The sequence below is a fragment of the Niallia sp. FSL W8-0951 genome, from assembly GCF_038006525.1.
GTDB lineage: Bacteria > Bacillota > Bacilli > Bacillales > Cytobacillaceae > Niallia > Niallia circulans.
Map to the genome: position 1 here is coordinate 2596528 of NZ_JBBOVK010000001.1, position 13295 is coordinate 2609822.

The window sequence follows — 13295 nt, forward strand, 5'->3', positions numbered from 1 at the left end:
AGCTATTAAAACCCCATGTAATTATTTTACTTCATAGTTTCTTAACAGCTCTATTTCTTCTTCTGTCAACTCCCGATATTCTCCAAGCTCTAGTGTTTCATCCAGTTCTAGTGGTCCCATGGAAATCCGTTTTAAATAAACAACTTTTTTCCCAACACTTTCAAACATTCTTTTCACTTGATGAAATTTCCCTTCCGAAATCGTTAGTTCAATATCAGAAGTTTCGCCAGCTTTTAATATTACTAGGTGACCAGGCTTCGTAAGGTATCCATCATCTAAAACAACACCCTTTTTAAACGCCTCGACATCCTCTTCGCCTACTTCCCCTCTGATAACAGCAAAGTACGTTTTCGGAACATGTTTTTTGGGAGATAATAAACGATGCGCTAATTTCCCATCATTTGTGAGCAGAAGTAATCCCTCTGTATCCTTATCCAACCTACCTACAGGAAAAGGATTATAAACGGAATCCTCTATTTGCAGAATGTCTACCACTGTTTCTTCTCTTGTATCTTCAGTTGCAGAAATAATGCCAGGCGGCTTATTCATCATTAAGTAAATAAACTCTTTATATTCGACTATTTCATTATTTAACGATACTTCGTCCTTTTCAGGATCTACTTGATGCTTTGCATCTTTAATAATTACATCATTTACTTTTACTGCCTTATTTTTCAGGAGCATTTTCACTTCTTTTCTGCTTCCATACCCTAAATTAGCGAGCATTTTATCTATTCGCATATAAACTCAACCTCTATCTATTATTTCTGTTTTTAAAGGCTCTTTTCTATTATTTATAAGCTTGCTTCCTATTGTTTCTACTAAATTAAAAAGGAAGTCTTAGTTTTTGTTTTATTTTAAAAGCTTGCTCTCCAAAAATGCGATAAACCAATTTGGAGCGGTAAGCTAAATAAACGTACATGAGGACTCCAAAAACAGCTACAATTACAACCATTAATAAAGAAGCTACAACAGACTCTGTTGATAAAAATAAACGGAGTAATGAATAGACAATATCTGTTATGATATACATCATTATCGAAAATCCAATGATGAGAATGCTTCTTCGAATAACTATTTTATAGGAATAATTTGCATATGCTTTTATTACTCCCAAATTAATTAAGATAGATACTGTATACCCTAATGAAGTTGCAAGGATAGCGCCATTTGTTTCCCATCTTTCTATGAACGGGATATTTAAGCTTAATTTAATTAAAATCCCTACTAATAAACTTAATATAGTAAATCGTTGCTCATTTAACCCTTGTAAGATGGACGCGGTAACTGGATAAAGGGAAAAAAGAATGGCAACAGGAGCATACAATCTTAGCACTTCTGCACCCATTAGAAGATCTTCTGTCCCATAAAACAACCGATACACCGGCTCTGCTAGAACAGAAAGGCCAATACATGCTGGCAAAGTAATAAATAATAAGACTTGGAAAGTTTGATTTAAGTTTGTGGCAAGACCGGTATGATCCTCTTTTATAAAGGCTCTTGTAATCATTGGAATTAATGCCATTGAAAAACCAGTTGCAAGCGATACAGGAATAATAATGATTTTATGGGTTTGGTAATTAAAAATATTTAAGGCTGTTTCAGAAATTGAACTTAGCCCAATACTACTCATCGCACGGTTAAAAGTGACGGTATCGATTGCCTGAAATAAAGGATTCGCAACTCCCACGAAAACAAACGGAGCAGCAGACAAAAGAATTTCTTTATACATAGAGCGCAGACGAATATCTGTCTGCATGCCTTTATCATATAATAAAAGATTATCATACTCGTCTTTACTTTTTCTCCAATACAATAACAGCACAGCAAGTCCCCCTATTGCTCCAACAAACGCAGCAAAAACGGAAATACTTACTGCTGTAATCAACTTTCCTTTTAATAAAAACAGAACAATAGCTGACCCGCCAAGTAAGAAAACAATCCGAACAATCTGCTCGATTACTGTCGAGACAGCTGAAGGTGCCATTGCATCATGTCCCTGAAAAAAGCCTCTGATTAAACTCATAAATGGAACGACAATCAACGCAAAGCTAACTGCGCGGATAACTGTTGTAACCTGCCCTACGGTTGAGGTCAAGTCATCGTCTGATATAATAAGCCCGGCTAGAAAGGGAGCTGCTGCATATAAAGCTAAAAAAGACAGAACCCCACTTGCCAGCATGATCATTAATCCTGACTTAAATAATCTTCTTCCAACTTTATATTCTCCCATTGCATTATATTTCGAAATAAATTTACTTACAGCCAATGGAATACCAGCTGTTGCAATACTTATTACAATAGTATAAGCTACATAAGAATATTGATATAGCACTGTCCCTTGTTTTCCGACAATCATATTGAATGGTATAACATAAAATAAACCTAACGCTTTGGATATGATAGTCCCAAGTGTTAAAATAAATGTGCCTTTAAGCAATTTTGATGACATAAAATCCCTTCCTTAAACGAAGCTCTCTTAAAACGTTACACAAATAAGTATTTTACCATGAAAATAGGCAATAAAATATATTCGACTAAAAGTAAATATGAACATTTTCTAACACACTATTAGTAGTGTACCCTTTCTTAAAAAGAAACGCTACTTTTAATAAAAAGCATGATGCTGATATGGCTCACAATAAAAGGAAATAACCTCTTTTTTAAATAAATGAGTCACTGACATATTCCTTTAAAAGATAGATACAAACTAAAATAATAGCAAAAAAAACGATACTTCTTCAAGAAAGTAGGATGTAATATGCAATATGATGTAATCGTGATTGGCGGAGGACCATCAGGATTAATGGCTGCAATTGGAGCGGCGGAACAAAAGCCGAAAGTATTACTAATCGATAAGGGAAATAAGCTTGGCAGAAAATTAGCAATTTCAGGAGGAGGCCGTTGTAACGTGACCAACCGGCTTCCAATAGAGGAAATTATAAAACATATTCCCGGAAATGGTCGTTTTCTCTACAGTGGATTTTCTGAATTTAACAATGAAGATATTATCGCTTTTTTCGAAAACCTGGGAATTGCTTTAAAGGAAGAAGATCATGGAAGAATGTTTCCTGTCTCTAACAAAGCACAATCAGTCGTAGATGCCTTATTAAGCGAACTAGATAGATTAGGGGTAACCATTCAGACAAATTCCCCAGTTAAGACAGTTAACTATCATGAAAATAAAACAAAAACGGTGATTCTACAAAATGGTGAAACTAAAACCTGTAAGTCACTAATCATTGCAGTTGGTGGTAAATCTGTTCCACATACTGGTTCTACAGGGGATGGTTATGCATGGGCTAAAAAAGCAGGGCATACAATAACGGATTTATTTCCAACAGAAGTACCTATCACTTCGAAAGAAGCATTTATTCAAAATAAAACCTTACAAGGGGTTTCGCTAAGAGATGTAGCATTAAGTGTGCTTAACCCAAAAGGCAAGCCTATTATTACCCATCAAATGGATATGATTTTCACCCACTTTGGCATTAGCGGCCCAGCTGTATTACGCTGCAGCCAATTTGTCGTGAAGGCAAAGAAAAAATGGAATTTAGAGGAAGTGAAAGTTTCCATTGATTCATTTCCAGATAAAAAAGAAGAAAAGCTTTTACAAGATACAATGAAATTACTAAAAACTGAACCAAAGAAAGCAATTAAAAATACGTTAAAAGGTCTATTGATAGAGCGCTATTTATTATATTTGCTGGAGCTAGCAAATATCGATCCAGCTGCTCCATGTGCGACTATTTCTCAAGATAAAATAAGAGTATTTGTTGGTCTATGTAAAGCTTTCACCTTTGATGTAAACGGAACGTTACCGATAGAAAAAGCTTTTGTCACTGGCGGTGGTGTATCTATTAAGGAAATTGCACCTAAGACAATGGAATCGAAAATGACGGAAGGATTATTCTTCTGTGGTGAAATATTAGATATTCACGGATATACTGGAGGTTATAATATTACATCAGCTTTTGTAACGGGAAGGCTGGCAGGTGTCAATGCTGCTTCAGTTGCTAAAAGCGAGTAAAAAATAAGCAGAGGTGCTTTCCATAAAGTCACTCTGCTTTTTATTTTTCTCTTTTTTAAGTTCTGTAAATAATCATGGAGGAGAAACAATAGATTTGATCCTCCTCATCCTCTTGCATGGCCGCGACATTGTATTTGATATCGATTAATTTCTTCTCATCTATTTTCTGTAAAAATTTATTCATCTGTAATTCTAGATCCTTCTCGTGCTCTTGATCAAATAATTTTACTTTAATCATCTTTTCTTCCTCTCCCTATTATTTTGTAGATTATAATTAAAGGATAGACAAAATTCTTACTATTCAATCAATTTCACGAAAACTTTTAACTTTCTTTTAATTTCTTAAAAAACTATTCTTATACTTTCATAGTGTAGACACTTTTAGCTTTCATTTAAGTTTTATGTATAAACGAAGTCCATATAAAAAAGCTCAAAGAATGAAGGTAAATAATACCTTATCTTTGAGCTCTTTCGCTTATATTAAGCTTATCAGCCTTTAAATTGTTTTGCCATGCCAATTTAGCATGCCGCCTTCCATATTTACCACTTTGTAGCCTTGGTCTTGCAAATAGTAACATACATTTTCGCTTCGTCTGCCTGAGCGGCAAATCATGATATATTCTTTATCTTTTGAAAAGTAATCTAAATTTTCAGGGATGCTATTCATCGGAATGTGTTTTGCTCCAGGAATAATTCCTTCTGCTACTTCTTCGTCTTCCCGAACATCAACTAATTCTAGCTTTTCTTCATTAGTCAGCTTTTCCTCTAATTCCTCAGTAGTAATTGTTTTTATCGTATCCATTTTATTTCCTCCATTATCACCTTTTATACTGTGTATATAGTTTCTCTCATTGTAATATAGATTATATGACTATGTTATGCAATTAGTCTGCCTAATTGACAGAAAGAGGAGGCTGTCAAAAAAGACAGCCTCTTCCCTTTTAATTTGCAACGATATTAACTAATTTACCAGGAACAGCAATAACTTTACGTACTTGCTTGCCATCAATTTGCTCTTTAACTTGGCTATCCTCCATAGCAATCTGCTCTAGAGCATCTTTATTAGCATCCGCCGGAACCATTAGTTTCGCTTTCACTTTACCGTTAATTTGAATGACAATTTCGACTTCATCATCAACCAATTTTGCCTCATCATATGCTGGCCATGCTTCATAGGCAATGGATTGGTTAGAACCAGTAATGATCTGCCATAGCTCTTCTGTAATATGTGGGCAAATTGGAGAAAGCAATTTCACGAATCCTTCCACATATTTCTTCGGAATACGATCTGCTTTATAACATTCATTGATAAACACCATCATTTGCGAAATGGCCGTATTGAAGCGAAGTGCTTCAAAATCCTCTGTTACCTTTTTCACTGTTTGATGATAAATTTTATCTAGCGCCTTCATTTCCTCTATATCTTGAACTTTAGAAGTAAGCTCTCCATTATCATCCACTAACAATCGCCAAATTCGATCTAGGAATCTTCTTGAACCATCAAGTCCATTTGTTGACCATGCAATTGCAGCATCTAATGGTCCCATAAACATTTCATACAGACGAAGTGTATCTGCACCATGACTAGCTACAATTTCATCTGGATTTACGACATTTCCTTTTGATTTACTCATTTTTTCATTATTTTCACCGAGGATCATTCCTTGGTTGTATAATTTTTGGAATGGTTCTTTCGTAGGAACAACACCTAAATCATAAAGTACTTTATGCCAGAAGCGTGCATATAGAAGATGCAAGACAGCGTGTTCTACTCCACCGATATACATATCGACTGGAAGCCATTCTTTAATTTTTTCAGGATCAGCAATCTGCTCGTTATTTTTTGGATCAATATAACGCAAGTAATACCAGCTGCTTCCAGCCCATTGCGGCATGGTATTTGTTTCACGTCTGCCTTTTTTTCCAGTAACAGGATCTACAACGTTTACCCATTCTGAAATATTTGCTAACGGAGATTCACCTGTTCCAGATGGCCTAATTTCAGATGTTTCTGGAAGTGTCAAAGGTAATTCCTCTTCTGGAACACCTGTCATTGTGCCATCTTCCCAATGGATAATAGGAATTGGCTCGCCCCAATAGCGCTGGCGGCTAAATAGCCAATCACGAAGTCTGTAAGTGATTTTCTTCGTTCCTATTTCTTTCCCTTCTAACCAAGTAATCATTTTGACAATAGCTTCTTCTTTATTTAAACCATTTAGAAAATCAGAATTTACATGTTCCCCATCACCAGTATAGGCCTCTGTTTCTACATTTCCTCCAGCTACCACTTCTTTAATTGGTAAACCAAATGTTTTAGCAAATTCATAGTCTCTTTCATCATGTGCAGGTACAGCCATAATACTTCCTGTACCGTAGCTGACAAGGACATAATCAGCGATCCAGATTGGCATTTTTTCGCCATTTGCTGGATTGATCGCGTAAGCACCAGTAAATACACCCGTCTTCTCTTTCGCTAAGTCCGTTCTTTCTAAATCACTCTTACTTTTAACCTTTTCTAAGTAAGCTTCTACAGCTGCCTTTTGCTCTGAAGTTGTAATTTTCTCTACTAAAGCATGTTCAGGAGCAAGCACAGCATAAGTTGCACCAAATAATGTATCCGGTCTTGTTGTAAAGACAGTGAATGTCTCATCATGATTGTCAATTTGGAAGGTAACTTCTGCTCCTTCTGAACGGCCAATCCAATTTCTTTGCATTTCTTTAATACTTTCTGGCCAATCTACTTCATCTAAATCTTCTAACAAACGATCAGCATATGCTGTTATTTTTAATACCCATTGACGCATCGGACGTCTTTCAACTGGATGTCCACCACGTTCACTCTTACCATCAATAACTTCTTCATTAGCTAAAACCGTTCCTAATGCTGGACACCAATTTACTGCTACTTCATCAACATAAGCTAAGCCCATTTCATACAATTTGAGAAAAATCCATTGTGTCCACTTATAATATTCTGGATCTGTTGTGTTAATTTCGCGATCCCAATCATAGGAAAAGCCTAATGATTTAATTTGACGTCGGAATGTGTCGATGTTTTTTTGTGTAAATTCAGCTGGATGGTTACCCGTATCCAGCGCATATTGTTCTGCAGGTAAACCAAATGCATCCCACCCCATTGGATGAAGAACATTAAAATCCTGCATCCTTTTCATACGAGAGAGAATATCTGTTGCTGTATAGCCTTCTGGATGCCCAACATGCAGCCCTGCTCCAGATGGGTATGGAAACATGTCTAAAGCATAAAACTTTTTCTTGCTTTTTTCTTCACTTGTTTTAAAAGTCTTGTTTTCTTCCCAAAACTTTTGCCATTTCTGTTCTATTTTCTGATGATTAAAACTCATCTTAAATCCTCCCATAAAGTTGTTTTGACCAAAATAAAAAGCCGCTCATCCCAAATAGGGACGAGAGGCATTATGTATAATCTCCCGCGGTACCACCCACAATTAGTGAATAAATCACTCGCTTCATTATCCTTTAACGCAGGTGTACGGCAAGCATTACTAAAAGTTCACACTTGCAACTCAAAGGTGAGTTCAAGATGTTTTTGACTGACTTGCACCATCCGTCAGTTCTCTTCTTTCAAAAGGGCATCTTTACTATTCCTTATCCGTGTTGATTACTTATATATGTTTTTTATTGTATTGTATTTTAATGTATGTTGCAAGTAGTTTTCAGATTAAGTAAATATTAATAAGAGAAATTAAATTATTCGTTTTGTAACTTAATAATAGTCAAACATTCATTAGAATTTTGCCATTTTCATTTTCAATGAAAACCCATCTCTTGACATCACATCAATGACTAAAACTACATGAACAATTTTTTATAGACTTACTTATGGATCCTCTTTATATACTTTATTTCTTAAGCCTCAGCTCTTCTTTTGTCATTGTATTCACACAAAGCAACTAATTCTGCTTGAGGAAGCAACGCATAAACTTCAGCATGATAGGTACCCATCTAACTCTCAGCTTGTTTTCATTATTTCCATTGCCTACACAATTTAATCACATATATTATTCTTATTGCAGCTAACTCCGTACCTGTTTCAATAGTTTAGTTTACAATTAAAGACTACTTGAGCACTTTCAGTGGAAAGCAACCGTTAAATTCTCCAAAAAAGGATTATTCAGATTCAAGTAGTTACTTAAATTTTAAAATTGGCTCACTTTAATATTTTTCGGTCTAAAGTATCCTCTAATAAGGACCAAGCTTCATGACAGCTTGGAGCTTTGATAAACGGTTTAAACCCATAGTTTAAGTACATATTAACTGCTTGGTAACTTGTTGTTTGCGATGTAAGGTAGGCTTTTGAGTGATATTTAGCCAAGATATTCATCGCCTCGCTTAGTAAAGGTTTGGAGAGTTTCTGTCCTTGATATGCAGGGACAATTCCTACCCAATGAATTCTTCCTGTTATTTCTCCATCTCCTTTTAAGTCACCATACCATGCCGTTGTTGTTCCAATCACTTCTCCCTTTTTATTCTCGATGAATAAGCATCTATTTGTCATTTCATCAATATATGGTCCAAATTCTTTATAGAAGTGCGCTAGAGCAGCTTCTTTGCTTTCAAATTCATCTACACTCGCCTCCACGAACGCCCAATGATGTTCGTCACCTTTTTCAAATAACCTAATTCGAAATTCAGCTGGAAGCGGGTATTGCGGAATATGCGACAAATCTTTTATCACCATACTAAGTGGAATTCTTTTCATTTGAATCAGCTCCTTTTATAATTGATTGTCTATCTTAAATCACGACAAGACACCTTATGTATTTCTTAGCTGTTCATACCCTTTACAAATCGTTTAGTTATTTCCTGAGGACGTGTAATTGCTCCACCTACTACAACAAAAAAAGCACCAAGCTCTAATGCCTTTCTGGCATCTTCTGGCGTTTCAATTCTCCCCTCAGCTATGATAGGAACGTTTACTGCTTTAACAAGATTCTCTAATAATTCAAAGGCTGGACCATTTTTCAAATGTTGCGTTTTCACTGTATATCCAGCTAGGGTAGTACCAACGAAATCGCAACCCATAGTCTCTGCACGTATACCTTCCTCTAGCGTGGAAACATCCGCCATCACTTTTTTGTTAAGGTTATCCTTTATAAAATCAATTAATTCCTGTAAATCTTCTGCCCTTGAACGGTCGGTTGCATCTATCGCAATAATGTCGGCGCCCGCATCAGCCACAAGCTGTGCATCTGCCTTAGTTGTGGTAATAAATGCATCATAGCCTGGATAATGTTTTTTTAGAATCCCTATAATAGGTAAATCTACTTTCTCTTTAATTCTTTTGATATCCGAGTAACCGTTTGCTCTGATTCCTACAGCTCCCCCTATTTTTGCAGCAAGCGCCATTGCTGCCATAAATTCTGAACCATGTAATGGCTCAGAATCCAATGCCTGGCAAGAAACGATTAATCCTCCCTTTAGTTTCTCAATCATCAAATTACTCCTCTCGTGAATATACTTGTATGCTTTGTCAACCACTGCTTTTGCAGTCGCTTCTCTATATTTCAATGCTTTTTCTTTTAACCGGTTCTCACCCCCAAGCATAACATATCAATGACAATAATTGGGTAAACTTTGTCGACAAGGAACCGCCTCGAAGTACACTTTCTCTCGTTCCTATTAATAAAACATCATCTGCTTTCTTTGTAATGGGAGAACGTGTAAAGTGCGTAATAGATATAATTTTTGTGTTTTCTTCTGTTAATTCGGCTGCAAGCAGCGCATGGACTGCTTATTCAAGGTATAAACGAAATTGTTCGGTAATCTCTTGTTTTTTTTACTAGACCATCGACAAAAGCTGTTCTTAACTGGTTCATAGGAAAGACCCTCTTACTTTGAATTTGTGTGTGGAACAACTTAATTCTACAAGAAAAAAGGTCTTCCTTTTTGTATTTATTCATTTACATACGGTACTTAGTACGCTCTTGTAAAAACTAGGTTCACTACTTCTTTTATAATATGCCTATATTTCCTTTAAGGTTATATCATTACCATTTCTTTACCCACTCAGCTACTAATTGAAGTAAATTTCTATCTTGGTTTCTACCAGCTATAAAAGAAAGACCTACTGGTACTCCATTGCTTGTAGTTAATGGTATGTTCACTTGGGGGAAACCTGTTAATCCTGCTATACAGCACAACTGAAAGGTTTGCTTTCTTCTTTCTTCTAATTCATAAACAGGTAGATTTAAAAGAGGTGCGATTCCTGGAGCTGTAGGAATGATCAAAACTGCATCATCTTTAAGCAGTTCTTCCATTCTTTGCTGAATTTTACGTCTCAACTGATGATATGGTGCTAAATCTTCGTCTTTTATAGTACTAGCCCACTTAAATCTTTCTGCTATTCCCGGACCAAACGTAGGCTTTGCTTTTTGAATCCATTCTCCATGCTCTTGCCAAATTTCTCTGCCCTGCAACATTCTAAAGACTTCAGACCACTCTTGTAGACCTTCTTCTGCTATAACCGTTGTTACGTAGTTAGGTACCGACTGTTCTAATTTCTCCAATAAAGGAGCAAAAGCTTTATGTACTTCTTGGTCGGCCAATGCCCATGCATCACTTCCCATGATAAATCTCGTAAAAGAGCCGTCTCTTTGGACAGGTAAAAGTACTTTTCCAACTTCATTTAGAATTTCTGCGTCATTTGCCATCCATCCAACGGTATCAAAGCTTTTGGCAAGAGGGATGACTCCTTCTATATTCACTACTCCATGGGAGGGGCGGATTCCATATATCCCACAATAAGAAGATGGAATTCTTATCGATCCTCCTGTATCTGTCCCTAAGGAAAAATCCGTCTGCTTAGCAGCAACCGTAACAGCTGAACCACTGGAGGAACCACCTGGAATTCTATTAGGAGACTTAGGATTGACTGGAGTTCCGTAATGAAAATTCTCTCCATTTAAACTATACATCAATTCATCTGTGATCGTTGTACCCTGCAGCCGGGCACCATTATTCAGCAAGCTAGTTATCACAGGTGCTGTTTCTTTAGCAGGGGGATGACTAGAAAGCCAATCTGGATTTCCTGCAGAGGAAAGATAGTCCTTAATTGTAAAAACATCCTTTACAGCGAAAGTCAACCCATCCAAATTTCCTCGTTTTATTGGTTTCAATGAAATATTTTTATCGATATATGCACCAAAATCGCTCATTGATCACTGCCCCTTCCAATCATTATTCAGGTATCTCCACTAAATGATCAACCAAGTTGTAATCTTTCACTTCCCAACGCTTCTCTTTATACTGAATATTGCTAATACAAGCATTTGATAAATATTTTTCTATTTTGAGCGAATCTTCTGACACTATGGTTAATAATGTATGGATAACTGCACCGTGAGCAACTAACAATACTTTTTCGTCTGGAAACCGGCAAATAACTTTTTCGAGGCCGTCCGTTAGTCTTTTTACGAGAGCTTCTCTCGATTCCTGGTTTGGATATTGGTGATCTGGATAAAGAATCGCTCGTTCCTCTCTTGTTTTTCCTTCCGCATCGCCAAAACTACGCTCCATGAATTCATCCATTTCTACTACTTCTAGTTGCAAAGCTTCATTTATAATCAACGCCGTTTGCTTTGCTCTTTTTAGAGGACTTGTAACAATGACATCCCACTCTGAATGCTTTAAATAGTCACGGCATTGTTCTGCCTGCTTCTTGCCATTTTCATTTAAAGGGATATCTGTTTTTCCTTGAATCCTTCCCAGTGCATTCCAATCTGTTTCTCCATGCCTTATTAAACATATTTTCGTCATTTATTTTATCCTCTCTCCATGCTTAATTTGGGGGTTATTACTACTTTATTAGAAAAATACTTATTTTTCAAACAAATTAAATATTAAAATTATTGTAATTGACTTTTCTTCTTAATTTACTCTTCAAAAACTCTTTTCCTCGCACTTTTCTATCAGAAAATTCCGCCTATATAAAAATGGGCACTATTCTATTGCAGGTTTGTTAAAAAGCAACTACACTTATTTTGGTATTTAAGAATAAAGTTGAAAAGGAGCATTATTATGCCTCGTTCTCTATGGCTTTTAGTTATTGGAATGGCTGTTAACGTTACAGGATCTTCCTTACTTTGGCCTTTAAATAGTATATACATTCATGAGCATTTAGGAAAAACACTTACGGTTGCAGGTTTTATTCTTATGCTTAATTCAGGAGCAAGTGTTATCGGTAATTTAATCGGAGGCATTCTTTACGATAAATTAGGGGGATATCCGTCCATCTTATTAGGAATCTCTTTAACCGCCTTTTCTTTACTAGGATTGACTCTGTTCCACAATTGGGAAGCTTATTGTACATTCTTTACGTTATCTGGTTTTGGATCAGGTATTATATATCCTAGCATGTACGCAATGGCAGGGAATGTTTGGCCAGAGGGAGGAAGAAAAGCTTTTAATAGTATTTATGTTGCGCAAAACGTTGGCGTGGCACTAGGATCAGCAATTGGCGGCTTTATCGCTTCTTATTCGTTCCAATTAATCTTCTTGTCAAACACCCTAATGTATGGGGTATTTTTCCTTATTGCCTTCTTTAGTTATAAAAACATTCAAGTAAAAGCAGATGTTCTTCCCTCTACAAATGGTACTGCTTCTAAAAGAAAGGGAAAACATTTGTTAAAAGGCAGTCCTGCTATGTATTCTCTCGGAATTTTAGGATTGGGTTATTTATTGTGCTGGATATGCTATGTCCAATGGCAAGCTACCATTTCTACCCATACACAGGAGTTAGGTATTCCTTTAACACAATATAGTTTATTATGGGCTGTTAATGGTGGTCTTATTGTATTCGGCCAACCGCTGATTTCTTTTTTCACCAAAAAAGTTTGTACATCTATAAAGAAACAAATGCTTATTGGAATCGGCATTTTTATTGTTTCCTTCCTTATTGTAGGAAAAGCGGAATTCTTTACTGGTTTTCTTGCGGCGATGATTATCTTAACAATCGGAGAAATGCTTATTTGGCCAGCAGTTCCGACCATTGCTGATAAGCTGGCTCCTAAAGGGAAGGAAGGATTTTTCCAAGGAATCGTAAACAGTACAGCAACTGGTGGCAGAATGATTGGTCCACTTGTCGGAGGCATGCTTGTAGACAGCAGTGGTATGACTTTGCTTGTGCCTATATTAGTCGTACTGCTTGTAATTAGCTTGTTTACAGCCTTTTTCTATGATTATCCAACAAAAGAAGCTTCTAAGTTAACGCCTAAAACAAATTGATATA

The 13295-nt window shown here is 36.4% G+C and carries 11 protein-coding genes, 1 pseudogene and 1 other annotated feature; of the genes and pseudogenes, 2 read left to right on the forward strand and 10 right to left on the reverse strand.

Annotation, left to right across the window (positions count from 1 at the left end):
- Positions 1 to 21: 21 nt before the first annotated feature.
- Together NSS71_RS12910 and NSS71_RS12915 are read right to left on the reverse strand one after the other, a co-directional pair.
- Positions 22 to 741 (reverse strand): pseudouridine synthase, encoded by a 720-nt coding sequence (locus NSS71_RS12910; RefSeq protein ID WP_047944510.1) that lies wholly within the window; start codon positions 739 to 741, stop codon positions 22 to 24.
- Between the two features lie 85 nt (positions 742 to 826).
- Complete coding sequence (locus NSS71_RS12915; protein ID WP_047944511.1) at positions 827 to 2452, reverse strand: putative polysaccharide biosynthesis protein; 1626 nt, start codon at positions 2450 to 2452, stop codon at positions 827 to 829.
- A gap of 309 nt (positions 2453 to 2761) precedes the next feature.
- Here NSS71_RS12915 and NSS71_RS12920 point away from each other — a divergent pair, with 309 nt between their 5' ends.
- Complete coding sequence (locus NSS71_RS12920) at positions 2762 to 4030, forward strand: BaiN/RdsA family NAD(P)/FAD-dependent oxidoreductase (RefSeq protein ID WP_341151750.1); 1269 nt, start codon at positions 2762 to 2764, stop codon at positions 4028 to 4030.
- A 55-nt stretch (positions 4031 to 4085) separates the two neighbouring features.
- Here NSS71_RS12920 and NSS71_RS12925 read toward each other — a convergent pair whose 3' ends face one another.
- The 8 genes and pseudogenes from NSS71_RS12925 to NSS71_RS12960 all read right to left on the reverse strand — a co-directional run bounded on the left by NSS71_RS12925 (position 4086) and on the right by NSS71_RS12960 (position 11824).
- On the reverse strand, positions 4086 to 4268 hold the full coding sequence (locus NSS71_RS12925) for a sporulation protein Cse60 (RefSeq protein WP_047944513.1): 183 nt from the start codon (positions 4266 to 4268) through the stop codon (positions 4086 to 4088).
- Between the two features lie 258 nt (positions 4269 to 4526).
- A complete protein-coding gene (locus tag NSS71_RS12930; protein WP_047944514.1) occupies positions 4527 to 4832 on the reverse strand; it encodes a rhodanese-like domain-containing protein in 306 nt (101 codons plus the stop codon).
- Between the two features lie 139 nt (positions 4833 to 4971).
- A complete protein-coding gene (leuS, locus tag NSS71_RS12935) occupies positions 4972 to 7392 on the reverse strand; it encodes a leucine--tRNA ligase (RefSeq protein ID WP_047944515.1) in 2421 nt (806 codons plus the stop codon).
- 53 nt (positions 7393 to 7445) lie between these two features.
- Positions 7446 to 7670: a binding site (T-box leader), on the reverse strand.
- Between the two features lie 251 nt (positions 7671 to 7921).
- Positions 7922 to 8011, reverse strand: a pseudogene (locus NSS71_RS12940) (hypothetical protein); the annotation flags it as partial.
- A 205-nt stretch (positions 8012 to 8216) separates the two neighbouring features.
- On the reverse strand, positions 8217 to 8768 hold the full coding sequence (locus NSS71_RS12945) for a GNAT family N-acetyltransferase (RefSeq protein ID WP_047944516.1): 552 nt from the start codon (positions 8766 to 8768) through the stop codon (positions 8217 to 8219).
- Between the two features lie 65 nt (positions 8769 to 8833).
- Positions 8834 to 9502 carry an N-acetylmannosamine-6-phosphate 2-epimerase gene (locus NSS71_RS12950; RefSeq protein ID WP_047944517.1) on the reverse strand — a complete coding sequence of 223 codons (669 nt, stop codon included), beginning with the start codon at positions 9500 to 9502 and terminating at the stop codon, positions 8834 to 8836.
- 554 nt (positions 9503 to 10056) lie between these two features.
- Complete coding sequence (locus NSS71_RS12955) at positions 10057 to 11223, reverse strand: amidase (RefSeq protein WP_047944518.1); 1167 nt, start codon at positions 11221 to 11223, stop codon at positions 10057 to 10059.
- 22 nt (positions 11224 to 11245) lie between these two features.
- A complete protein-coding gene (locus tag NSS71_RS12960) occupies positions 11246 to 11824 on the reverse strand; it encodes a histidine phosphatase family protein (RefSeq protein WP_047944519.1) in 579 nt (192 codons plus the stop codon).
- A 261-nt stretch (positions 11825 to 12085) separates the two neighbouring features.
- On the opposite strand from NSS71_RS12960, the gene NSS71_RS12965 reads away from it, so the two are divergent.
- A complete protein-coding gene (locus NSS71_RS12965; protein WP_047944520.1) occupies positions 12086 to 13291 on the forward strand; it encodes an MDR family MFS transporter in 1206 nt (401 codons plus the stop codon).
- Positions 13292 to 13295: the final 4 nt, after the last annotated feature.